Source organism: Pseudomonas sp., from assembly GCF_035277045.1.
Lineage (GTDB): Bacteria > Pseudomonadota > Gammaproteobacteria > Pseudomonadales > Pseudomonadaceae > Aquipseudomonas.
On the sequence record NZ_DATELE010000242.1, the window covers coordinates 1 to 23,857 of the forward strand.

The 23,857-nt window shown below is 64.0% G+C and carries 13 protein-coding genes; 9 read left to right on the forward strand and 4 right to left on the reverse strand.

Annotated elements, in window-relative coordinates; all coding sequences use genetic code 11:
* The coding region (locus tag VJS90_RS13780) for a sugar phosphate nucleotidyltransferase (RefSeq protein ID WP_324122201.1) at window positions 1-660 on the forward strand (660 nt) is incomplete at its 5' end.
* A gap of 542 nt (window positions 661-1,202) precedes the next feature.
* On the opposite strand, the gene VJS90_RS13785 is transcribed toward VJS90_RS13780, so the two are convergent.
* Both VJS90_RS13785 and VJS90_RS13790 read right to left on the reverse strand, forming a co-directional pair.
* Complete coding sequence (locus tag VJS90_RS13785; protein ID WP_324122202.1) at window positions 1,203-2,234, reverse strand: glycosyltransferase; 1,032 nt, start codon at window positions 2,232-2,234, stop codon at window positions 1,203-1,205.
* Between the two features lie 555 nt (window positions 2,235-2,789).
* On the reverse strand, window positions 2,790-3,728 hold the full coding sequence (locus VJS90_RS13790; RefSeq protein ID WP_324122226.1) for a KpsF/GutQ family sugar-phosphate isomerase: 939 nt from the start codon (window positions 3,726-3,728) through the stop codon (window positions 2,790-2,792).
* Between the two features lie 244 nt (window positions 3,729-3,972).
* Here VJS90_RS13790 and VJS90_RS13795 point away from each other — a divergent pair, with 244 nt between their 5' ends.
* The 8 genes from VJS90_RS13795 to VJS90_RS13830 all read left to right on the forward strand — a co-directional run bounded on the left by VJS90_RS13795 (window position 3,973) and on the right by VJS90_RS13830 (window position 14,508).
* Complete coding sequence (locus tag VJS90_RS13795) at window positions 3,973-5,031, forward strand: phosphotransferase (protein WP_324122203.1); 1,059 nt, start codon at window positions 3,973-3,975, stop codon at window positions 5,029-5,031.
* Between the two features lie 160 nt (window positions 5,032-5,191).
* The gene (locus tag VJS90_RS13800) at window positions 5,192-7,213 is read left to right on the forward strand and encodes a capsular polysaccharide biosynthesis protein (RefSeq protein ID WP_324122204.1); all 2,022 of its coding nucleotides are present in this window, start codon (window positions 5,192-5,194) and stop codon (window positions 7,211-7,213) included.
* Complete coding sequence (locus VJS90_RS13805; protein ID WP_324122205.1) at window positions 7,153-8,469, forward strand: capsular biosynthesis protein; 1,317 nt, start codon at window positions 7,153-7,155, stop codon at window positions 8,467-8,469. The genes VJS90_RS13800 and VJS90_RS13805 overlap by 61 nt, the downstream gene beginning before the upstream one ends.
* On the forward strand, window positions 8,466-9,239 hold the full coding sequence (locus VJS90_RS13810) for an SDR family NAD(P)-dependent oxidoreductase (protein ID WP_324122206.1): 774 nt from the start codon (window positions 8,466-8,468) through the stop codon (window positions 9,237-9,239). The genes VJS90_RS13805 and VJS90_RS13810 overlap by 4 nt, the downstream gene beginning before the upstream one ends.
* Before the next feature lie 11 nt (window positions 9,240-9,250).
* Window positions 9,251-10,759, forward strand: coding sequence for an LTA synthase family protein (locus VJS90_RS13815; RefSeq protein WP_324122227.1), 1,509 nt, complete (start codon window positions 9,251-9,253; stop codon window positions 10,757-10,759).
* Window positions 10,760-10,763: 4 nt separating this feature from the next.
* Complete coding sequence (locus VJS90_RS13820) at window positions 10,764-11,342, forward strand: GNAT family N-acetyltransferase (RefSeq protein ID WP_324122207.1); 579 nt, start codon at window positions 10,764-10,766, stop codon at window positions 11,340-11,342.
* Between the two features lie 65 nt (window positions 11,343-11,407).
* A complete protein-coding gene (locus VJS90_RS13825; protein WP_324122228.1) occupies window positions 11,408-13,462 on the forward strand; it encodes a capsular polysaccharide biosynthesis protein in 2,055 nt (684 codons plus the stop codon).
* 2 nt (window positions 13,463-13,464) lie between these two features.
* Window positions 13,465-14,508 carry a phytanoyl-CoA dioxygenase family protein gene (locus tag VJS90_RS13830; RefSeq protein WP_324122208.1) on the forward strand — a complete coding sequence of 348 codons (1,044 nt, stop codon included), beginning with the start codon at window positions 13,465-13,467 and terminating at the stop codon, window positions 14,506-14,508.
* 163 nt (window positions 14,509-14,671) lie between these two features.
* On the opposite strand, the gene VJS90_RS13835 is transcribed toward VJS90_RS13830, so the two are convergent.
* Together VJS90_RS13835 and VJS90_RS13840 are read right to left on the reverse strand one after the other, a co-directional pair.
* Complete coding sequence (locus tag VJS90_RS13835) at window positions 14,672-16,024, reverse strand: aminotransferase class I/II-fold pyridoxal phosphate-dependent enzyme (RefSeq protein WP_324122209.1); 1,353 nt, start codon at window positions 16,022-16,024, stop codon at window positions 14,672-14,674.
* A 21-nt stretch (window positions 16,025-16,045) separates the two neighbouring features.
* Window positions 16,046-23,569: an SDR family NAD(P)-dependent oxidoreductase gene (locus VJS90_RS13840; protein WP_324122210.1), complete on the reverse strand. Its 7,524-nt coding sequence runs from the start codon at window positions 23,567-23,569 to the stop codon at window positions 16,046-16,048.
* Window positions 23,570-23,857 lie beyond the last annotated feature (288 nt).

The window sequence follows — 23,857 nt, forward strand, 5'->3', positions numbered from 1 at the left end:
GCCCTGGAAGACCATTTCGACATCAGCTACGAGCTGGAAACCCAGATCAAGGGCACCGACAAGGAAAAATACCTGGTCGGTATCCGTCGCCTGCTCGATGAGTGCTCCTTCTCCTACACCCGCCAGACCGAAATGAAAGGCCTGGGCCACGCGATCCTCACCGGCCGCCCGCTGATCGGCGACGAGCCGTTCGCCGTGGTGCTGGCGGACGACCTGTGCGTCAACCTCGAAGGTGACGGCGTGCTCAAGCAGATGGTCAAGCTCTATGAGCAGTTCCGCTGCTCGATCGTTGCCATCCAGGAAGTCGATCCGCAGGAAACCAACAAGTACGGCGTGATCGCCGGCGAGATGATCCGCGACGACATCTACCGGGTTAACGCGATGGTCGAGAAACCCAAGCCTGAGGACGCACCGTCGAACCTCGCGATCATCGGCCGCTACATCCTGACGCCGGACATCTTCAAGCTGATCGAAGAAACCGAGCCGGGCAAAGGCGGTGAGATCCAGATCACCGACGCGCTGATGAAGCAGGCGCAGAACGGCTGCGTGATGGCCTACAAATTCAAGGGCGAGCGCTTCGACTGCGGCGGCGCCGAGGGCTACATCGACGCGACCAACTTCTGCTTCGAGCACTTCTACAAAACCGGCAAGGCGCATTGACATTCGAGCTTTTAGGCAGCAACTTCATATAAAGGTAGAGCTATCCTCTCGAGCAGCTCAGCTTTATTTTAGCTAAGAACCAGCTATAAAATACTCACCGTCTTCGGCACCATTACTGCAGACGGTGACTCAAGCGCCTGCCGTGACGCCAATAGTTATTTAGCACTTAGCTGGGAAAGAGGCTAAATAGTCTTTTAAGAAGAAATACACTTTTAGAATTTAGAACAACTCTTCTCTCATGCAGATCACCCTCACCCATATCATTACACATTGCTTGGCCAGCACATTACATAAGACGGATCGCTTGCGACATCGAACAAATTACTGCGCCCATGACAACCCTACGCGATAAAAGCAAATTTTAACGGCGCGCGTCCTACAAAGACCGGGTCAGCAAAATATCAAAACCGCTTAACCCAGAGATCCGCGCACGCCCTAATTCAAACCATGGATCACCTAAAAGCAAAAAACCAGCAACCAAAGACTAACCAGTTAATTGCTATAACGTAGACCTAGCCGCTCCATAATTATCCAAGATCTCCTCACGGCATTGCCTGAGATTGCCCTACCAGAGATTCTAAAGCCTTCACCTTAGCCTCTAACTCAGAAATTTTCGAGTTATAGGTATGACACAAAACTATAGATAAACCCAAAGTCTGCAGCTGCGACATGGGCGACTCTTTACAGAAACTGCTAAACCACGGACTTTTAGCCGCCTGCTCAAGCCAAACCGCACGGTAAGCAAACAACACTCCCTGCCGAATATTCACAAAGTGCTTTATCTTGGTTCTATCGAACGGCACCCAAGGCTTAAACGATGTGATGTAATGGAGATTTCGCGCAGTTGGGATAAGCCGATCGTCCACCAATACCCCCCAGCGAACCCTATGATTGTAGGAAGGATGGATTTTTTCAGCGCCATTCTTGTGCGTGGACAACACAAAGGCCAAGGCAATCTGCTCAGTTAACCCAGCATCCGGACAAGCCGAGGACAGATATTCGTACGTCGCTATCAACTTTTCAAAAAAATTAAAATCTTTACACTTAGCGTTATCAAACGCTACAAAGCCAGCATTGAGGTAGCAGCTTTTACTTAAATCCACCCTCCCCTCTTCCGCGGCTTTATTCAAAGCTTCCGCAGCAACCCCTTCCTTTACAAAATCCACGTCAATGACTAGGCCTTTCGCTATCGCAAGCTCCGGGTACATCTCTGAAACATCATAAGGCTTAACACAAAGTATGTCATAGTCAACTTTTATCGAGTACTCATAACCAAGCTCCAAGAAGTATTCAGGTAGAGCCCAGTTGAGAAAAATCTCAACAGGCCAACGTCCTTCCTTCATCTCCTTCAGGGCACTCACAGTTTTGTAGGCTTCCATTTTCTTTGAATCTACAAACTTAATTCCGTGATAATCCAAGGCCTGAACCATCACATCAGTCAACTTATCCCTATCAAAACAAATATAAGGATCAAATCTACCAGGATTGTGAGCAATCATGCTTTCCAAAGCGACCAACGCAGGAAAGAAAATATTCTCATCACCCGCCACAAATATTGCAGACCTACCGCCCATCCCCGTACACCTTACGCAAAATTTTACACCATACATGCTTTAAAGGATGAAGGCCAGCCGAGAGAGAAAGCTGGTATGCGAATCATGAATTAACAAGGCTACCGATCTAACCTTCCATTGGAGTGTGAATTGCTGCCGACTTGAGCATACCCATCAAAGATCATCATTTGACCATAGCGAGGCACCAGAGGGCCGCCAAGGCTATTTTGAACAATCAGCCGATTGCCAGGTTGATACTCATCAACCTGAAAGGCTCCGCTGGCAATGCCCCTAGTTTTCCTCAACCGTCAAATGCAACCACCATCCGAGCAAAGAAGCTGAAGCAACGATCACTGCAGCGACGAAGAGGGTAGCTAGAAGCAACATGCTGTGATTCCTCTGATGCGTGCCTATCTCGATGATAGGCGACGTTCTGAGGAAGATCTTAAAGAGCATATTGTTGCAGTTAGACTATCAAGAGGGGCTGCTACCGACGGCAGTCCTCATGGCAGCGCGAGATCGTGAGAAAAATCCGGCTTCACTCGCTCCGGATTAGCATTCATTCACGAGGCAGCCTCAGTCAAAAATCTCAACCACACCCACAACCGCCCCCTCGCCACCCCGCGTCACCGCCAACGCGCGAATCTTGTTATCCCGCATAAAGGCCTCAGCCTCAGACAACTGGGCATCACCATCAATCGTCCGCGGCCGCGCAGTCATAAACGCAGCCACCTTCTCATTGACCACCCCCGAATTATCCAGCAGCGCCCGACGCAGATCGCCATCCGTGACAATGCCAACCAGCTGCCCTTTCTCGTCATTGACCAAGGTCAGACCCAATCGGCTCTGAGTCATCACCAGCAGGCAGTCATGGAAGCTTGTATCCGGGGACACAACCGGAGCCGGCGAATGCATAACGTCACGTACCCGCGTGAGCAGCTTGCGACCCAGGCTGCCGCCGGGATGGAACCGAGCAAAGTCCATGGGTTTGAACTTCAGCGCTTCAATCAGGGCGACGGCGAGCGCGTCACCCATGGCCATGGTGGCCAGCGTCGAAGTGGTCGGCGCGAGATTGTTTGGGCAAACCTCCCGCTCAACGGAGATATCCAGCCAGATGTCCGCATGCTTGGCCAGGGTGGACTCACCGTTGCCAGTCATGGCGATTATCTTGTTGCCGAAGGACTTCAAGCTCGGGATCAGCTTGATGAGCTCTTCAGTCTCGCCGCTGTAGCTGATCAGAATCAGCATGTCGATCGGCTTGAGCATGCCCAGGTCGCCGTGGAACGCTTCCGCTGGGTGCAGGAAGAAGCTCGGAGTACCGGTAGACGCGAACGTCGCGACCATCTTTTGGCCGATCAGGCCGGATTTACCCATGCCACAGACGACAGTTCGCCCCTTGCATTCAAGGATCAGGTCGACAGCGCTTTGAAACTCGTCGTTCAGGCGATCTGCCATCAGAGTAACGGCTTGTGCCTGCGCAATGAGGGCTTCTCTGGCAATTGTAAGATGATTCATTTGCTTGGCTTTCGTCCCGGGTGACAGCGTGCTAACAAAGCGACGGATCTTAAGGTTTTTGCAATAATTAGGCAAAGCGCATGCGCTGATGAGAGCGTAACAAAACAGTACAACGGACATTGCTAACCCGATTCTACAGGCGAGGCAGAGGAAGTTTTGGTTGTATCTGGCTTGGCGATCACGCAGCATATTATTACTAGATTCGCGACATCACAGACTTACAGCGGCTGCCTCAATCGAACACATGAACGCCACTCTCCACTCGCAGGCAGGCTGCAAAACCCTCTATCGCTGGCATTCAGCGTCGCTGGAAGACAACCTCCATTCTCTGCTGCCACAGCTGGGCCATGCCCCCTTGTCGATCACTACCCGAGAGCTGGCGGGCAACGCGTCGTTCGTGAATTACGTGCGTCATCACCAATTCGTACATCCCGCCACGGGCCGGAAAGTGCAGCTGGTGGAGAAGTCGATACGCAAACTCGCGTTCATCGGGAGCCAGGAGGCTCGCTTCCATCGGGCCCGGGGAATGCTCGAGGGCAGTCAGCATTTTCGGCACCCTGCCTGCCTGGGCGTTATTGAAACGCCTTGGGAAAGCCTGATATTCACTGAGTTCGTGCGCGGCAAGGTGCCACGCATGCAGGTGATCGCCCGGCCCTTGGCGCTGGGCATCGCCGAACTTGAAAGTTTGAGTCACCACTACATCGAGGCGCAGCCGCTGAGCAAGGCGCCGCTGTTATGGAGCATGGATTTCTATCGACCATGGTTTCTACTGCGCCCGCGCTTCAACTTTGCGCGCTGTCTGCCAGCTTTGCACCAGCTAGGGCAAACGGATGATCGGTTCAGGGGCCTGACAGATGCTTTCAAAGGCTTTGAGCCCTTGCTTGCTCGGGACGCTGCCGCTGCGCGGCACAGCCCTCGCTGCATCAGTCACATGGATTACCTGCGAAAAAACCTGATCGTGAACAGGCCCAGGCTGCAGTTGATCGACTGGAGCGAAGTCAAGGTCGGCCGGGTAGGCTTCGATGGGGGTGCTTACCTGGGCAATATGTTCCGGCGTAAGGAAATGTCGGTATTTCTTAGTGCGCAATGGCGATTCTTCGAGACCTACAGTGCTGCCCTTGCACCAAACTTCGACACCGAAGACGCCATGCGAAACGTGAGATACATGTTCCTCCTCAACGCCCTCTTCCACTGCCTGCGCCCCGAAACCATCACCGAGTATCAGGAAAAGGAGCGCATGCCGCTGCTTCGCGAGAAATACGACTATCTGCTCGGCCTGATCCCAGAGATGACAGATGCGTGATAGAGCCGACCGCTCATCATGAAAACCCCACACTTCTCGCGAAAAATCAGTCATTTGGCCCGGGAATTGTATTAATATCACGCCCCTCGAATTTCTCGTGATATCGCTCTAGGCCGCTCAGTCAGCGCCCAGTACCTGAAAGGATCTCCGCTTCACGTTTATGGATGACGCTGCTCCCCGCCCGCGCTTGCTGATCCTCTCAAAAGGCACACAACGCATCACCACCCTGCCCTCGCTGCTGCCCGATTTTGGGCTGCACCATGGTGTCGTGGGCGATGTGCAGGCTGCCGACTGGGTCATGGCCTGGGGGCGCAAGCCCAGCGCGCTGAGGGCTATCGCGGCCGCGTCCGAGCACACGCGCCCGGTGCTGACCCTCGAGGACGGCTTCCTGCGGTCGGTAGGCCTGGGGCCCGATGAGCCGCCGCTGTCGCTGATCGTTGATGACGTGGGCGTGTACTACGACGCTAATCACCCCTCACGGCTCGAGCAACTGATCGGTGAACCACTCAGCGCCGCCGACACCGACCGGGCGCTGGCATTGCAGGCGCTCTGGCAGCAGCATCGGGTGTCGAAGTACAACGACGCGCGCATCGAAGCCGTTGAGCTGCCGGAGGACTGCGTCCTGGTAGCCGACCAGACCTGGGGCGATGCCTCGCTTCAGGGTGCCGGCCCCGAAGACTTCAAGGCCATGCTGGCGGCTGCGCTTGAGCGCTATCCCTCCAGCACCGTGCTGTTGAAAGTGCACCCTGATGTCGTCGCCGGCCGCAAACGTGGTCACTTCGATCTGGCGGCACTGGCCGCGCATCCGCGGGTGCAGGTGCTGTCTCGCAATATCCACCCGGCCGAGCTGCTGCCGCGCATGCGGGCGGTGTACGTGATGACGTCGCAGCTGGGCTTCGATGCCTTGCTGTGGAATGTGCCGGTTCACACTTGGGGCATGCCGTTCTACGCCGGGTGGGGGCTTACGCATGACCGCCTGCCGTCACCCTCACGACGCGCGCCAGCGACACTGGCGCAGCTGATCCACGCAAGCCTGGTGCGTTACCCGCGTTATGTGTGCCCGGAACGCAATCAGCCGTGCGGCCCTGAAGTATTGATCAACTGGCTAGGCTTGCAGCGCCGTCACCGCAGTGCATTGCCGGAGCGCGTGCAGATGGTCGGTTTCAGTCGCTGGAAAGAGCCCCTGGCCCGTCTGTTCTTCAATGGCGCCGCGATCAGCTTCGTCAAGCCGCGACGCGCGCCTGGCAAGACGCTCCCCGTCATCTCCTGGGGCTGCAAACACGACCCCGACCTCCTCACCCACCCCCACCCCGTCAGCCGCGTCGAGGATGGTTTCCTCCGCTCTGTCGGCCTGGGCGCGGGCAAGGCGCGGCCGCTGTCGTGGGTGGTCGACGACCTGGGCATCTACTACGACGCCACGCGCCCCTCGCGCCTGGAACACATCCTCGCCCACCAACCCTTCGACGCCGCGCTGATCGATCGTGCGCAAGCCCTGCGCCTGGCCATCTGCCGCGCGGGCGTGACCAAGTACAACCTGCCCGGCAGCACCTGGGCGCGGCCCGAGGGCGCGGCCAAGGTGATTCTGGTCACCGGCCAGGTCGAGGGCGATGCGTCGATTCGCTTCGGCGCGCACCGCATACGCAGCAACCTGCAACTGCTGCAGGCGGTGCGCGAGCGCAACCCGGGGGCATGGGTGTTGTACAAGCCGCACCCGGAAGTACTCGCGGGCACCCGTGCCCAGGGCACGGACGAGGCCGAGACGGTGAACTGGTGCGATGAGGTGATCGGCAATACGCCGCTGCAGCAGTTGCTCGAGGTGGTGGACGAGGTGCATGTGCTGACGTCGCAGTCCGGCTTCGAGGCGCTGATGCGCGGGGTGCCGGTGACCACCTATGGCCAGCCGTTCTACGCCGGCTGGGGGCTGACCCGCGATGTGGACATGCAGGCCGAGGTGCAGGCCAGGCGATCGCGGGTGCTGGGCCTGGACGAGCTGGTCGCGGGCACGCTGCTGCTGTACCCGACCTATGTCAGCCGTATCACCAATCGCTTCACCACTGCCGAACAGACTCTTTACGAATTACAGAATTGGAACGCGTTACCGCAGCCAGGAGCCGCAACCCGATGGCAGGACTTGATACAGCGCTTGAGCAGTTTGTTGGGCATGAAGCGCCGGAGAACCTGAAGCCGCGGTCGACCCGTCGACCTCTGCTGCCGCTGGCGCGCAATGGTTTTCTGTTTCTGCAGGGCGTGAGCTCGCCGTTTTTCAGCCGGCTGGCCAGGGCCCTGCGCGAGATCGACCAGCGGGTGCACTGCATCAGCTACAACGTGGGCGATGTGTTCTACGGCGGTGGCTCGCGGCGGGCGTGCAGCACGCGCGCCGATGACCTCGAGGCGTTCTACAGCCAGTGCTTTCGTGAGCTGGACATCACCGATGTGGTGCTGTTTGGCGACTGCCGTCCGGTGCACCGGCCGGCGATCAGGCTGGCGCGGTTGCAGGGCATTCGTGTGCATGTGTTCGAGGAGGGCTATTTTCGGCCCTACTGGATCACCCTGGAGCGCGATGGCGTCAACAACAATTCGCGGCTGCCGAAGGACCCGGACTGGTACCGCGACGTGGGCAAGCACATTCCTCGCTACCAGAATGGCAACCCGTTCAAGCTGTCGTTCGCGGCGCGGGCGACCCACGATGTGCTGTACCACGCGGGCGGTGCGCTGAACAAAGTGTGCTTTCCGCACTACCGCACCCATGCGCCGTTCAATGCGGCGACGGAGTACGCGGGCTTCATCCGCCAGGGCCTGCGCCTGCTGCGCGCGCGCCGTCGCGACGATGTGCTGGTGGACGCGGTGGCGCGTGAGCGTCGGCCGACTTTTCTGCTGCCGTTGCAGCTGGACAGCGATGCGCAGATCCGCGATCACTCGCCGTTCTCCAACATGCTGGAGGTGATCGACCATGTGATCGCCTCGTTCGCCGCGCATGCGCCCACCGAGGCGCGGCTGCTGGTGAAAAACCATCCGCTGACGCCGGGGCTGGTGAACTATCGCCGGCTGACCGAGCGCCTGGCGCGCGAGTACGACGTGGCCGACCGGGTGGACTTCCTGGAGAGCGGGCACATGCCGACCCTGCTGTCGCACATCGCGGGGATGATTACCGTGAACAGCACGGCGGGCGCTTCGGCGATCCTGCATAACCGTCCGACCTGCACCTTGGCTGATCCGATCTACGCGATGCCGGGGCTGACGCACCAGGCGGGGCTGGATGAGTTCTGGCGGCACGCCGAGGTGCCGGACAAAACCTTGTTCCAGCGTTTTCGCAACACGGTCATCCACACCACGCAGGTCAATGGCGGCTTCTATACCGGCTGCGGCATGGACATGGCCGTGGCCAACTGCCTGGAAGTGCTGATGGCGAAAACCTCCAAAATCGAAAATTACCTATGACCGACACGAACTCGCCTCGCTGCATTCTTATCACCGGCGCCACGGGCGGCATCGGCGGCGCGCTGGCGCCTGCCTACGCCGCGCCGGGCGTGACCTTGATCCTGCAGGGCCGGCGCCTGGACCGCCTGGAAGAAATGGCCAGCGAATGCCGTGCCCTGGGCGCGCGGGTGCTGCTCGAGGCGCTGGACGTGCGCGACCTGGACGCGTTGCGGGCCATGGTGCGCCGGGTGAGCGAGGCCGAGCAGCCGGACCTGGTGCTGGTCGGCGCGGGGCTGAACACGGCGGTGGGCAGCAATGGCGAGGCCGAGGACTGGGACGACAGCCGTGCGTTGATGGAAGTGAACGTGATGGCGGCCCTGGCGACGGTCGAGGCAGCGCTGCCGGCGATGCGCGCGCGGGGCGAGGGGCAGATCGCGCTGTTCAGCTCGCTGGCGGGCTGGCGTGGCCTGCCGGTGACGCCGACCTACAGCGCGAGCAAGGCGGCGATCCGGGTGTATGGCGAGGCGATTCGTGACTGGCTGGCGCCGGAGGGCGTGAAGGTCAATGTGATCGTGCCGGGGTACGTGGAGTCGAAGATGTGCTTCGAGATGCCGGGGCCCAAGCCGTTTCTGTGGACGGCCGAGAAGGCTGCCCGGCGCATCAGGCGCGGCCTGGCCGCGAACCAGGCGCGGATCAGCTTTCCGTTTCCGCTGAACCTGGGTACCTGGCTGCTGGGGATCATTCCGCAGCGGCTGTCTTCCTTCATCCTGAGTGGGCTGAATTACAAGTGATTGAAGTGTCTTTGATGCCCGTCGCCGCCGTGGGGCTGCTGTTGACCGTGCTGGTCGAGCGCCTGCTGGTGCCGCGTCCGCCGCTGCGCCGTCCGCTGGCGTGCTGGGGGCTGCATGCGGGGCTGTGGTGCGTGGGCCTGGCGCTGTTGCTGGGGCTGACGGCGCGGCCGTTGTTCAGCGGGGTGAACCTGCTGCTGGTGTGGCTGTTGATCGTGATGGTCAGCAACGCCAAGTACCATTCGTTGCGCGAGCCGTTTGTGTGCGCGGATTTTGAGTATTTCAGCGATGCGGTGCGTTTCCCGCGGCTGTACCTGCCGTTTTTCGGGTTCGGCAAGGCGGCGCTGCTGGCGGTGGGCTTTCTGGCTTACCTGTGGGCGGGGCTCAAATACGAGCCGGCGGTGGCAGGCGTGCGCCTGGAGGCCTTGGGCCTTGGCCTGGGCGGCCTGGTGTTGCTGGGGCTGGGCCGTGGCCGCACGGCGCCGAGCTTTGATGCCGAGGCGGATGTGCGCCAGTGGGGTCTCGCGGCCAGCCTGTGGCGTTACTTCTGGGCGGCGCGGGCGCCGGTCGACAAGGTGGCGCTGGGTTCGCCGTTCAGCGCGCCGGTGGCGAACACGCCGGACAAGCCGTTGCCAGACCTGGTGTCGGTGCAGAGTGAATCGTTCTTCGATGTGCGCGGCCTGTGGCCGGGCGTCAAGCCTGGGGTGCTGGGCGAGTACGATCGCCTGGCAGGCGAGGCGCTGGCCCGCGGCAAGCTGCAGGTGGCGGCGTGGGGTGCCAATACCGTGCGCACCGAGTTTGCCTACCTGACGGGTATTGCCGGCGATCGCCTGGGCGTGCACCGCTTCAATCCGTACCGGGTGCTGGCGCGCCAGGGGCTGCCGAGCATTGCCGCGCAGCTCAGGCGCCTGGGGTATCGCACGGTGTGCATCCATCCCTATGACGGCAGTTTCTATGGCCGCGACAAGGTGCTGCCGGCGCTGGGCTTCGATGAGTTCATCGACGTGCGCAGCTTTGATGAGTCGCAGAAGGCCGGGCCTTTTATCGGCGACTGCGCGGTGGCGGACAAGATTCGTGAGCTGCTGCAGGCCCCTGGCCGCACGCAGCCGTTGTTCATTCACGCGGTGACCATGGAAAACCATGGCCCGCTGCACCTGGAGACGGTCGAGGCCGCCGAGCTGCCGACCTGGTTCGACCGCCCGCTGCTGGCGGGCATGGACGACCTGGCGCCGTACCTGCGGCACATCGGCAACGCCGACCGCATGCTGGGCAAGCTGCGTGAAACCCTGACCGCGCATCCCCGCGAGGCGCTGCTGTGCTTCTACGGCGACCACGTGCCGATCCTGCCGAACGTGTACCAGGCCGTCGGCGCGCCGGCGGGCGATACGGACTACCTGATCTGGTCGAACCGTCAGCAGCCGGGTGCCGAGGCCTGCCCGATGCGGGTCGAGGCGTTGTCCAGCCGGTTGCTCGGCTGCGCGCTGGAGCAGCCGGTGCGTGCGCCCATGGCCGGGGTGGCGTAGGGCTGTGCTGCAGATCTTGCTGGGGTCGAGCCTTGGGCCGGCGCGTACCGCCGACCCGGCGTTGGCGCGCCTGGTGACCCAGGGGCGCGGCTCGCTGGCGTTTCTGATCGGCGACAGCGAGTGCCGTCAGCGGCTGCTGGGCGCGTGCATCAACTGGGACCGCGTGCTGCTGGCCTTCGAGCAGGACCATGCGGTGGGGTATGTGGCGTTCAAGCATGACGCGCGCGGGCCTTTTGCATTGCGTTCGAAACCCTTCGTGCGTGAGTTCGGGCGGGTGATGGGCTGGCTGCGCTTTGCGGGGTTCTGCCTGAGCGAGTGCCGCGAGTGGCGGTATCCGTTCCTGCTGTATGGCCTGCGCGTGGACAAGTCGGCGCGTAACCAGGGCGTGGGCTCGGGGCTGGTGCAGGCGTGTTGCGCGCATGCGCGGATGAGCGGGTTTCGCGAGGTGTTTCTTGAGGTGCCGCTGGACAACGACCGGGCGCGCCAGCTGTACCTGCACAACGGTTTTCGCCTGCTGCGCAAGCGCTGGGTGCCCTTCCCGCCCGTGCGCACCATGCACCGGCCGATGGAGGCCGCGCTGTGACGGGCCTGACACGTCCACCGCTGGACCTGCAGCCACGCGTCGAGGGCGCGGGCTGGATCGGCATCATGTCGCAGTGGGTGGCGTGGAAGGTGCTGCACCTGCCGCGGTTTCTCGAGCCGGAGGGTTCGCCGTTCTGGCTGTGGCGCCGCGGCCGCCGCGCGCCCAAGGGGCTGAAGGCGATCGCGGGGATCGGCTACAAGCATTCATCGGCCCAGGCGCGGGTGCTGTGCAAGCGCTGGGGGCTGGCGTATATCGCCCTGGAAGACGGGTTTTTGCGGTCTTCTTCGCTGGGTGTGGAGGGTGACACGCCGATGTCGATGGTGGTCGATCCGGTGGGTATTCACTACCTGGCGGATCGGCCGTCGTTGCTGGAAAACATCCTGCAGGACCCGGCCAGTCTTGGCGACGATGAGCTGGCGTGCGCGCTTGAGCTGATCGCGTTGATGCGCAGCAGCGGCATCGGCAAGTACAACAACGCGCGTGATCTGCCCGAGGACGATCCGCTGGGGCGCGAGCGGCCGTTGGTGCTGGTGGTTGACCAGACGGCGGGGGATTTCTCGATTCCGGGCGGTGGGCTGTGTGAAGCCGACTACGTGCGCATGCTGGATACGGCCCTGGCGGAGAATCCGGACGCGGACGTGCGCGTGCGCATCCATCCGGACTGCATTGGCGGGCACAAGCCCAGTTGCCTGCTGGAGGCCGCCACGGCGCGCGGGGTGACGCTGGAGGCGCGGCCGGTGTCGTGGTCGTCACTGGCCCGGCGTGCCCGGCGGGTGTACATCGGCACCAGCCAGGCGGGCCTGGAGGCGTTGATCCAGGGTGTGCCGGTGACCTGCTTCGGGCTGCCCTTCTACGCGGGCTGGGGCCTGACCGACGACCGCATGCCGATTCCCCGGCGCCAGGCGCGGCCCGACCTGGTGCAGCTGGTGGCGGCGGCCTATGTGCGCTACAGCCGCTACGTCGATCCGCTGACCGGCCAGCTCACCGATGCCCTGACGGTGGCGCGGCAGCTGGCCCGGCAAAAGGCCCGGGATACGGAGTTCGCCGGGATGATCACGGTGCTGGGGGTCAAGCGCCACAAGCAGCACAACATCCGCCGCCTGTTCGCCAGCCGCTGGGGTGAGTTGCGCTTTGCCGAGGACCATCCGGGGCTGGTGGCCGAGGTCGCGGCCCAGGGTGGCAAGCTATTGGTGTGGGCGGCGCGCGAGCCGGCCGACTTGAAGGCCCGTGCTTTTCAAGCGGGTGTGCCGCTGTGGCGGGTCGAGGATGGTTTCTTGCGATCGGCGGGGCTCGGGGTGGAGAACAGCCCGGCGCTGTCGCTGGTGCTCGACCGCAGCGGAATGCACTTCGACGCGGCCAGCGCCAGCGAGCTGGAGCAGTTGCTGCAGCTGGGCGAATTTGACGACGCCACGCTGGCCGAGGCCGCCCGGTTGCGGGTCGGCATTGTTGCCAGCGGTGCGAGCAAGTTCAACCTGCGCCGGGGCACGGCTGGGCAGGTGTCGGAGCGGCCGGGGCAGCGGCGGATCCTGGTGCCCGGGCAGGTCGAGGATGATGCGGCCTGGTTGCGCAGTGACAGCCCCTTGCGCAGCAACCTGCAGCTGCTCGAAGCCGTGCGCCATGCGGCGCCGGATGCGTGGATCGTCTACAAGCCGCATCCGGATGTCGAGGCCGGCAAGCGCCAGGGCGCGGTAGCACCTGCGCAACTGGCCGGGCTGGCTGACCAGGTGCTGGCCGGGGTCGATATCGCCGGGCTGTATGGCCAGGTCGATGAGCTGCACACCTTGAGTTCCACCGCAGGGTTCGAAGCCCTGTTGCGCGGGTTGCCGGTGGTGACCTATGGCACGCCTTTCTATGCCGGCTGGGGCCTGACCCAAGACCGGCAATCTTTGCCGCGTCGTACGCGACGCCTGACCCTGGACCAGTTGGTGGCCGGCGCCCTGTTGCGCTATGCGCGCTATGCCGACGTCCAGCACGCCCTGCCCTGCGATGCCTGGCACGCCCTCGCCTGCCTCTCGTCCCCCCGCCCCCCGCGGCTGGCCGAGCACCGGCGAGTGGCGCCCTTGCTCAATTATTCGCGGACCATGCTCGGCTTTGGCCGGCCACTGGGCCCTAAGGACTAGACATGCCTGTTTCTCTCAAGGATCTCGGCCGTTATGCGGCATTGCCTTGGCACGGCCTGCAGCTGCTGACCCATGCCAAGTCGTTCGAGAACAACCCCGTGCTCGGCAGCGCCCGCCTCAACGCGCTGGGCCTGCACGTGCAACGGCGCCAGCTGGCGATGGGGATGGCCGCCATGCGCCGCCGTGCCCTGGCGCCACGGCTGGAAGCGGGCGAGCTTGCGCATTTTGAATCGCAGGGGTTTTTCATTCGTGAAAACGCCTTGCCGGCGGAGCAGTTCGCCGCGCTGCGGGCGGAGCTGGGGGCGTTGCGCAGCACGGGCTGGGAGATGCGCCAGGGCAAGGCGGTTACCCGGCGGGTGAGCCTGGACCAGGATGTGCTCGACCATCAGCCGGCGACGGCGGCGTTTGTGGCGGACCGCGGGGTGCGGGATCTGATTGCGTATGCGTCGTCCAACACGGGCGGGATCACCTATCAGCTGCAGTCGATCGTGATTGACGCGGTGAATGCCGAGCAGGATCCGCAGACCCGGCTGCATGCCGACACGTTTCATCCGACGGCCAAGGCGTGGTTGTTTCTGGATGACGTGGAGGATGATCAGGGGCCGTTCAGTTACGTGCCCGGGTCGCATCGGCTGACGCCGGAGCGGTTGGCTTGGGAGTACCGGCAGAGCCTTGGCGCGGCGCGGTCGCCGGAGCGGATGCACCGGGAAGGGTCGTTCCGGATTCATGAGGACGAGCTGGCCGGGTTGGGGTTGCCAGCGCCGCGGCGGTTCTCGGTGCCGGCCAATACCTTGGTGGTGGCGGATACGTCCGGGTTTCATGCGCGGTGTGCGAGTCTGCGGCCGAGTCATCGGGTGGAGATTTATGCGAGTTTGCGCAGGAACCCGTTTATTCCGTGGCGTGGGGCGCATGTGTTCGCGTTGCCGTGGATTGCGAACCACCATATGCGGTGGGATATTCGTCTGAAGCGGTTGATGGGGTTTGAGAAGCGCAGCCATTGGCGGTTTGTTGAGGCGCTTAATGCTTATGAAGAGCCGTATATCTGAGGGGTGGATGGCCTGACCTGTGGGAATGGCCTCACCTGTGGGAATGGCCTGACCTGTGGGAATGGCCTGACCTGTGGGTTACGCCGGGCGGGGTGTTGGCACAACACCCCACGCCGGCCGAAGGCTCGGCAACACTCGCCGTTGAGGGGCAAGCACCACCGCCTCACCCCAGCCTGGCAACCTCCTCCGCCACAATCTCCACCGTCCGCCGAATCTGCTCCTCGCTATGCTCGCAAGAAACAAAAAAACGCACCCGCGCCGCATGTTCCGGCACCGCGGGATACAAAATCGGCTGCGCATTGATCCCGCGCTCGAACAGCGCACTCGACAACCGCCCAGCCTTGAACGAACTCCCGGTAATCACCGGAATCACCGCCAACCCGGTACTGGTCGCTGTATCCAGCCCCGCCGCCTTAGCCAGCCCCAGGAACAACGCCCCACGCTCCTGCACCGCCTTCACCCGCTCGGGCTCCCGCAACATGGACCGCAACGCCGCCAGCGCAGACGCGGTCGTGGCCGGCGGAATCCCAACGCTATACAGGAACCCCGGCGCCAGAAACTTCAGATGCTCCACCAGCGCGACACTGCCAGCAATGTACCCACCACAACTGGCGAGGGTCTTGCTCAGCGTTCCCATCCAGATGTCCACGTCATCACCCGCCAGCCCGAAATGCTCGCGAATGCCTTTGCCGGTCGCGCCCATCACCCCCAGCGAATGCGCTTCATCCACCATCAGGAAGACTTTGTGCTTGCGCTTGAGCTCGACAAACCGCGGCAGGTCCGGGTAGTCGCCATCCATGCTGTAGATGCCTTCCACCACCACCAGCACGCGCTCGAAATGCGGGCGCTGCTCTCCCAGAATGCGGTCCAGCGCCTGCCAGTCGTTGTGCGCGAAGCTCAGGCGACGCGCGCCGGACAACTGAATGCCTTGCAGCACGCTGTTATGGATCAGCTCATCATGCAGCACCAGGTCGCGCGGCCCGAACAGGTAGCCGATGGTGGTGACGTTGGTGGCATGGCCACTGACAAACACCACGGCATCATCGACTTCATACAGGTCGGCCAGCTCACGCTCGAGCTCGCGGTGCAGCGGGCGGTCGCCAGACACGGGGCGGCTGGCCGACACAGAGGTGCCGTAGCGGTCGATCGCGGCCTTGGCGGCTTCGGCCACGGTCGGGTGACCTGAGTACCCGAGGTAGTTGTAGCTGGCGAAGTTCAGATACTCCTGCCCGCCGATGCGGGTCTCGGCACTCGCGGTGCCTTCATGCAACCGAAAGAACGGGTTCGCCAACCCCAGGCGCTCGGCACTCTGCTGCAACAGGCACAACTGCTGATAGCCAGGGTGCTGGTCAAAGCGGTAGTGCGCTTCGGGCACCTTCAGGGCGACCTGCTGCGCTTGCTCCAGGGTCGCGCCGTCGGCCGCGTCGCCCGCGTCGTTGCGACGGCGGGCCAGCGCTTGCTGGATCAGCCGTTGCTTGGTGCCGGCGTTCAGGCCGGTGGGCGTCTTTGCAGTCATCGGGTGTCTACTCGGTCAGGTTCATTCGATCAAACGGCTTGGAGCCGCACGGCCGTCCGCCAGTTCCGCGGTGAGCTCGGCCACCGCTTCCTGGCTCAGCTCGCTGCCATGGCGCGCCAGCACGCTCTGGGCCACGGCGGCGGTCGCCGGGGCTTCGCTGTCGCCACCGTCGCTGCGCAGCAGGTCGATGATGCGCACGCTGAGCTTGTCGATGCTGGAGTTCTCGCTGAGCTCCATCACCGGCAGGCGAATGCCGAAGCGCTCTTCCAGGGCAACCACGAGCTCCACGCTCATCAGGGAATCGAGTCCCATCTCCTGCAGCGGGCGCTGGGCGTCCAGGCGCGCCGCCGGCAGGCGGATGATTTCGCAGACTTCATGCTTGAGCAGCTCGACAACGCGCTCGTGCAGCTGCTCATCATCAAGCTCGGCGAGCATGCGCTGGATGTCCTCGACGTCGCTGTCGTCATCCTGATGGCCGCCCAGGGTGCGGACCAGCTCGACGAAGCGCGGCGTCGCGGCGCTCGGCAGGAAGCGCGACAAGGCCTTCCATTCAAGTTCCAGCACGCCGATGCCGTCGTCGCCTTCGAGCAGCATGCGCTCGAGCTGGGACAGCGCAACCTCGGCGCGCAGCGCAGCACCGCCCATGCGGCTTTGCAAGGCGTCCTTGATTTGCTCGTTGCGGGCCAGGAAGCCGACGTCGTCGATCGCGCCCCAGAGCACGGCGGTGGCTGCCAGCCCTTGGCTGCGACGATGACGCGCGAGCGCCTCGAGCCAGTGGTTGGCGGCGACGTAGCTGGCCTGGCCAGGGTTGCCGAACAAGGTGGTGGCCGAGGAGAACATCACGAAGAAGTCCAGCGCCAGGCCACGGGTCAGTTCGTGCAGGTGCTGCGCGCCCTTGGCCTTGGGCTGGAGCACGCGCGCCAGCTGCTCGGCATCCAGGTTGCGCACCAGGCTGTCTTCGATCACGGTCGCGGCATGCACCAGGCCGCGCAGCGGGTGCGGGCCGGCGGCGAGGCGCGTGAACACGTTCGCCAGTTGCTGCGCGTCGCTGATGTCACAGGCCACGGCCTGCACATCGATGCCTTGGGCCTGCCATGCCGCGAGGCTTGGCTGCGCCTCGACACTGGCCGCGCCACGGCGGCTGAGCAGGACCAGGTGACGCGCACCCTTGTCGACCAGCCACTGGGCCGTGCGCAGGCCGAAGCCGCCCAGGCCGCCGGTGACCAGGTAGGTCGCGTCGCCATCCAGCGCCAGCGCTTGCACGGGCTGCTGACGGGTCTCGACCACCTGCTCGATCGGGTTGCCGTAGGTGACGACGATCTTGCCGATCTGCCGCGCCTGCTGCATGTAGCGGAAGGCCTCGACCACTTGGTTGGCGTCGAACTCGCGGAACGGCAGCGGGTGCAGGATGCCCTCTTCGAACAGTCCCATCATTTGCCCGAACAGGCGGCGCGTCAGGTCTGGGCGCTCGCTCATCAGCTGGTCGGCATCGATGCCGAAGTAGCTGATGTTGTTACGGAACGGGCGCAGGCCGATGCGGGTGTTCTGGTAGAAGTCGCGCTTGCCCAGCTCGAGGAACCGGCCGAACGGCTTGAGCACCCGCAGGTTGCGGTTGATCGCCTCGCCCGCCAGGGAGTTGAGCACCACGTCGACGCCGCGCCCGCCGGTCATGGCGAGGATCTCGTCTGCATAGGCCAGCGATCGGGAATCGAACACCTTGTCGACGCCCAGCAGGCGCAGGAAGTCGCGCTTCTCGTCGCTGCCGGCGGTGGCGTAGATCTCGGCGCCGCACCACTTGGCGACCTGGATCGCCGCGATGCCCACGCCGCCGGCCGCGCCGTGGATCAGCACCTTCTCGCCCGGCTCCAGGCGCGCCAGGTAATGCAGCGCGTAGTACACGGTGAAGAAGGTGCTAGGAATGGTCGCCGCGGCCTCGAACGACATGCCGTCCGGAATGCGCGCGACGGCGTTGGCGTTGGTGACCAGGCGGTTGGCGAAGCTGCACGGGCCGAAGCCGACCACGCGGTCACCCGGGGCGAAATCGCCCGTCACCTCGGCGCCCTTGCCTTGCACCACGCCGGCGAATTCGAAGCCCAGGGTCGGGCCGGAGAAGCCGTTTTCGATGGCCTCGTCCGACAGCAGCCCCAGGGCGAACATCACGTCACGGAAGTTGAGCCCGGTGGCGCGCACGGCGATGTCCAGCTCGTCCGCCGCGGGCAGGCGCGGCTCGCGCACTTCCCAGCGCAGGTTGCGCAACTGGCCGGGCAAGTCGAAGCCGAGGCTGATGCGCTGGTCGGCGACGTCGGTGACCTGGGCCTGGTCCTGCAGGATGCGCAGGCGCGGCACGAAACGCTGGCCCTGCGCGTCGATCGCAAGCTCGGTCTCGCTGTCGGCATGCAGCAGCGCCGCGACAGCGGTATCCACCGGGGCGTCGAGGGCGATGTCCAGCAGACGGATCACGCAGCTCGCCGATTCGTTCGCCAACGTGCGGCCGAAGCCCCATAGCGCGGCGTCGGCGATGGCATCGACGCCCTCGGCGGTATCGGCGGCATACAGGTGCGTGGCCGCGCCACGGGTCAGCAGCCAGCATTGCGGGGCGATGGCCAGCGTCTCGCAGGCACGCACCAGCATCGCGGCCTGCATGCAGCGCTCGCCCTGCCCGTCCAGGCCCTGGCCTGCCTCGAAACCGGCCAGGTGCAGAATATGTTGCGGGGTGCGCTCAAGCGCGGTGATCTGCTGCGCCAGCGCCTGGGCATCACCCGGCACCAACAGGCTGACCTGCTGGCCTTGCTCGCGCAGCAGCGCGGCCAGGTGACCGGCAATGCCCTGCCCCGCTTCGGCCAGCAATGCCCAGTGCTGCACGGCAACATCGGGCGTGGTGGCGTCGAAGGCCGCCGGCTTGTCGGCGAGCATCAGGTAGCTGCCACAGCCATGGCCCGGCAAGGCTTCCAGCGTGCGCCCGGCGGTCAGGCCATGGCGTTGCAGCTCATGGGCCCAGAACGACGGACGCTGCTGACGCGACAAGGCCTGCTCCGGCCCTGCGAGCCACCAGCCGGCGTCGGCGCCGAACACAAAGTCGGCCCAGCGCGCCGGATACTGCGCCAGCAAGGCCAGCTGCCCATGCGGGTTGAGCTGGTTGGCGGCGCGGCGCAGGGTCTCGCCGAGGCTGTCCAGGGCCGCGAGATCGGTCGGCACCAGCACCCAGTCGAACCCGCCCGCGTCGGCCAGCTGGTCGAAGCCGAGCACGTCCAGCGCCGGGCAGTCATCGCGCAGCATCTGGGCGAGTTCCGGCTCCTGCACGCAATAGCTGTAGTCGACACGGTCGAAATCGATGCCCGCGTATAGCGACTCGATGAAGGACACGCCGCCGAAGCCCAGCTCCAGCACGCGCAGGCGCTGCCCGCCGGCCAGACCGGCCAGGCGCTGGGTGATCGACTGGCGCACACCGGCCAGCAGGCGCTGCTGGCCCGCGGCGCCGAGCACCAGGCGCGACAGGCTGGCACCGCTGGTTTCACGCGGCATCAGCTGCTCGAGGCGTTGGCTGCCGTCCAGCAACTGCGCCAGGTGACTGCCGATCCGCCCGACCGTATGAATCACCTGGAAGTATTCCGGGTAGCTCTGGAACAGCTCTTGCCAGATCGCCTCCGACGCCGGGCGCTCACCGTGGTCAGCGGCCTGCCAGCTGCCATCGGCAGCGCGCACCAGCGAGCCGTCCTCTTCGCCATGGCGCAGCAAGGTGGCCAGGAACTCGCCCGGCACCGCCTCCTGCCGCGACCACTGGGCAATCTGCCCGGCCGTGAGCTTGCCACCGCTGCGCTCGACCAGGTCGAGCACGAAGCTTGAGCACAAGGCATCGAGCAACGGCTCGACCTCGTTGAGGTAACGCGTTTGCGCCGGTTCGTCCTGCAAGCCTTGCAGGTGATCGGCCAGCGGCGTGCCCTTGGCCGCCTCGCGGCGCACCGGCACGGCCTGCCCCGGCGCGGCGATGCCGACATGGCCCATGCGCTTGATGTCGCCAGAGCGGTCACGCTGCAGGCGCACACCACGGAAACGGGCGTCCTTGATCGCCAGCACGGCATTGCCGGCGGCATCGAACAAGGTGAAATCGACCAGCAAGGAATGCTCGGTGCGCTTGAGCTGGCGGACCTCGGCCAGGCACGGTACGCCGCCGGCCTTGGTGAACGCGATACGCCCGAACTTGACCGGGATAAATGCCAGGCCCTTGTTGCTGCTCGGCTGGCTTGCGAGCAATTCGGTGATCAGCTGGAAGGCACCGTCGAGCAAGGCCGGATGCAGGTGCAGGGAGGCCAGCTCCTCACAAATGGCCGGGGGAACGGCCAGCTCGGCGAGGATGCAGGCAGGCTCAACCCACACGGCGGCCACCGCCTGATAAGCCGGGCCGTAGTTCAGGCCGACCGCGGTGGTCAGTGCCAGGTGCTGTTCGCCGCTGAAGTCCGCGGGGCGCTGCGGCAAGGCCGGCGCACGGCCGCCCAGCAACACGCCGCGGGCTTCGCCCGGCAGGCGCGCGACCACGTGCTGCACCCACTCTTCACGCTGGGCCAGGCTGCGCGAGGTGATGCGCAGGGTGCCATCGGCCTCCTCGATGCTCACGCGGACCTTCTTGCTGCCTTCGCTGCCGAGCAGCAGCGGGTTGTGAATCTCCAGCTCCTCGATGTCGACGAACTCGCCCGGCTGGTGCAACAGCGCCGTAGCCAGTGCCAGCTCGGTGAAGCCCGCGCCGGGGAACAGCACCGACTCGCCGACCTTGTGGTCGGCCAGGGTCGGGAACAGCTGCGTATCGAGGCGGTTTTCCCAGGTCAGCGCACGGTCGGCCAACGGGTAACCGAGCAACGGATGCACGCGCCCGCGCTGCAGCACGCCAAACGACTCGGCGCTGACCGGCAGCTCGAAGCGGTCACGCTGCCAGGCGTAGTTGGGCAGGCGCACGCTGGCGCCCGTCACCGGGAAGCAGGCTTGCCAGTCCGGTTCGGCGCCAGCGATCAGCAACTTGGCCGCGCAACGCGCCAGCAGCTGCGGGCTGTGGTCCTTGCGCAGCAGCGTGGCGATCACCTGGCCAGTCGCCTGGTGCTCGTTCAGCGCGTCGGTCACGTAGGAGCGCAGGATCGGGTGCGGGCCGACTTCGACAAACAGGTTGAAGTCCAGGCGCACCAGCGCGTCCAGCGCGCCCTGGAACAGCACCGGGAAACGAATGTTCTGCCACCAGTACTGGCTGTCCAGACGCTGGCCATCCAGCGCCCCGCCCACCACGGTGGAATAGAACGGAATATTGCCCGTGCGCGGGCGGATGTGCGCCAGGTCGGCAATCACCTGCGCCTCGATCGGGTTCATCGCCGGCGAGTGGAAGGCATAGTCCAGGTCGAGCCGGCGCACGAACACCTGGCGCTCGGTCAGTGCCGCTTCCAGTTCAGCAAGCGCGTCGACCGGGCCGGCTACCGTGGCCCCTCGCCCGCTGTTCTCGCCCGCCACGACCAACTGGCTGTCCAGGCCAAGCTCGACCAGCACCGCGGCGGTCGCCTCACCGGACAGGCCAACGGCGGCCATCTTGCCGTTGCCACGCGTCAGGCCCTGCAGACGGCTGCGGTGGAAAATCACCTGCACCGCGTCTTCCAGGCTCAAGGCACCGCTCGCCCAGGCGGCAGCGACTTCGCCAACGCTGTGGCCAACCACCGCCGCCGGCTGCCAGCCCTGCGCCGCCAGCACGCGGGTGACCGCGACCTGCAAGGCGAACAGCGCCGGTTGGGCGATTTCGGTGCGCACGTAACGGTCTTCACCGTTGTCGCCCAGCAATTCAGCCCGCAGCGAATAGCCTGCCAGCGGCTGGAACAAGGCATCGACTTCGGCGATGGCCGCGTCGAACACCGGGTTGCCGAGCATCGCCGCGCCCATGCCTTGCCACTGGGAGCCGTTGCCGGAATAGACAAAGACCGGGCCCTTGGCGCTGTCCAGCCCGGTGCCCGCTTCGAGCACCGAACTCAGCTCGCTCAGGCTCGGGTCCTGGGCATAGTCCGCCAGCGCCTGCGCGGCCTTGAGCGGGTCGGACTCGATCAGCAGCAACCGGTGCGAATGGCTGTCACGGCGGAACATGGCCTGGTAGGCCACATCGTAGTAACTGGCCTCTGGGTGCATCGCCAGGTATTCGGCAAAGGCTTCGGCCGTCGCGCGCAAGCCTTCCGGCGTCTTCGCGCTAAGCATCAGCGGCAGCGGTTGCGCGCCTGGCTGCGCTGCGGAGGCCACCGCAGGCTCGGCGCTTTGCAGAATGACGTGGGCATTCGCGCCACCGAAGCCGAAGGAGTTGACCCCGACGGTCAGCTGCCCTTCGGGCTTGAGCGCGCGCGTCTCGGTCACCACCTGCAGATTCAGGTCGTCAAAGGCGATGCCCGGATTGAGTTCATTGATGCCGATGGTGGCCGGCACCTCGCGCTCGGCCAGGCAATTGAGCGCCTTCATCAGGCCCGCAACGCCCGAGGCAGCTTCCAGGTGACCCAGGTTGCTCTTGATCGAGCCGATCGGCAGCGGATTGCCCGGCCCACGGGCCCGGCCCAAGGCCTCGCCAATCGCACGGGTCTCGATCGGGTCACCGACCGCCGTCCCCGTACCATGCGCTTCCAGGTAGTCGAGCTGCGCAGGATCGATCCCGGCCTTGGCGTAGGCGCCGCGCAGCAGGTCGGCCTGCGCCTCGGCGTTAGGCAAGGTCAGGCTCGACTTGCGGCCATCGGTGTTGACCGCGCTCGCCGCGACCACCGCCAGGATCGGGTTGCCATCGGCCACCGCCTGGTCGTAGTCCTTGAGCATGAACAGGCCGCCACCCTCGGAGCGCGCGTAGCCATCGCCGCTCTCATCGAACGAATGGCAGGCACCGGTACGCGACAGCATCGACGCCTTGGCGAAGATCATGAAACCAAACGGGTGCATGTGCAGGCTGATACCACCGGTCACCGCCTGGTCGATATCGCCACTAAGGATCGCGCTGCACGCCTGGTGGAACGCCACCAGCGACGACGAGCACGCCGTGTCGATCGCCATGCTCGGGCCACGCAGGTCGTAGAAGAACGACAACCGGTTGGCCGCGATGCTCATGGTGTTGCCAGTGGCGGTCGATGCATCGATCGACGCCAGGTCGTCCACCAGACGGTAGGCCTGCTCGACCGCCGCGATACCCAGGTACACGCCACAGTTGCTGCCACGCAGGCTCGACGGCTTGACCCCGGCGTTCTCGAAGGTTTCCCAGCACATTTCCAGCAGCATGCGCTGTTGCGGGTCCATCACCGCCGCTTCGCGCGGCGAGATGTTGAAGAAGCTCGCATCGAACGCGCTGATGTCACCCAGCGTGCCAGAGGCGAAAGTGTAGGTGGTGCCAGGGTTGGCTTTGTCCGGATGCAGGAATTCGGCATGTTCCCAGCGGGAAGCATCCACCTGAGTCACCAGGTTTTGCCCGGTGATCAGGTTCTGCCAGAAGCTGCTGGTAGTGGAACCGGGAAAACGGAAAGAACAACCAACAATTGCAACCTGTCTACGCTTAATCAAAACCCATTCCTTTAGAACTCTTCGGGTGCCTTCCTATCTCGCGGACAGCCGGCATACCTGGCCATTTCGAATCTGGCAGGTCGGTGAACTTCACCTGAGGATTGTTTGAAACCTGAAGTCGCATCGCCACGCGCAAGCCCACGTCAAGGCGGAAACTTCGATACGCAGGCAAGGTACTTTCAGGTCAAAGCGCGCAATAATACGCGCTCTCGGGCAACAGGCAAAACGCTATCCACCTGCCGTGAGCAATGCACCACAAAGGGGCGCCGACGCCCCAGAGTCATTGTG

What these genes read in the sequence shown, in the direction of transcription:
- VJS90_RS13825 (WP_324122228.1), top strand. Translation starts at nt 11,408, where the DNA reads ATGTCGCAGTGGGTGGCGTGGAAGGTGCTGCACCTGCCGCGGTTTCTC.
- VJS90_RS13805 (WP_324122205.1), top strand. Translation starts at nt 7,153, where the DNA reads ATGGCAGGACTTGATACAGCGCTTGAGCAGTTTGTTGGGCATGAAGCG.
- VJS90_RS13830 (WP_324122208.1), top strand. Translation starts at nt 13,465, where the DNA reads ATGCCTGTTTCTCTCAAGGATCTCGGCCGTTATGCGGCATTGCCTTGG.
- VJS90_RS13810 (WP_324122206.1), top strand. Translation starts at nt 8,466, where the DNA reads ATGACCGACACGAACTCGCCTCGCTGCATTCTTATCACCGGCGCCACG.
- VJS90_RS13835 (WP_324122209.1), bottom strand. Translation starts at nt 16,024, where the DNA reads ATGACTGCAAAGACGCCCACCGGCCTGAACGCCGGCACCAAGCAACGG.
- VJS90_RS13790 (WP_324122226.1), bottom strand. Translation starts at nt 3,728, where the DNA reads ATGAATCATCTTACAATTGCCAGAGAAGCCCTCATTGCGCAGGCACAA.
- VJS90_RS13785 (WP_324122202.1), bottom strand. Translation starts at nt 2,234, where the DNA reads ATGGGCGGTAGGTCTGCAATATTTGTGGCGGGTGATGAGAATATTTTC.
- VJS90_RS13795 (WP_324122203.1), top strand. Translation starts at nt 3,973, where the DNA reads ATGAACGCCACTCTCCACTCGCAGGCAGGCTGCAAAACCCTCTATCGC.
- VJS90_RS13800 (WP_324122204.1), top strand. Translation starts at nt 5,192, where the DNA reads ATGGATGACGCTGCTCCCCGCCCGCGCTTGCTGATCCTCTCAAAAGGC.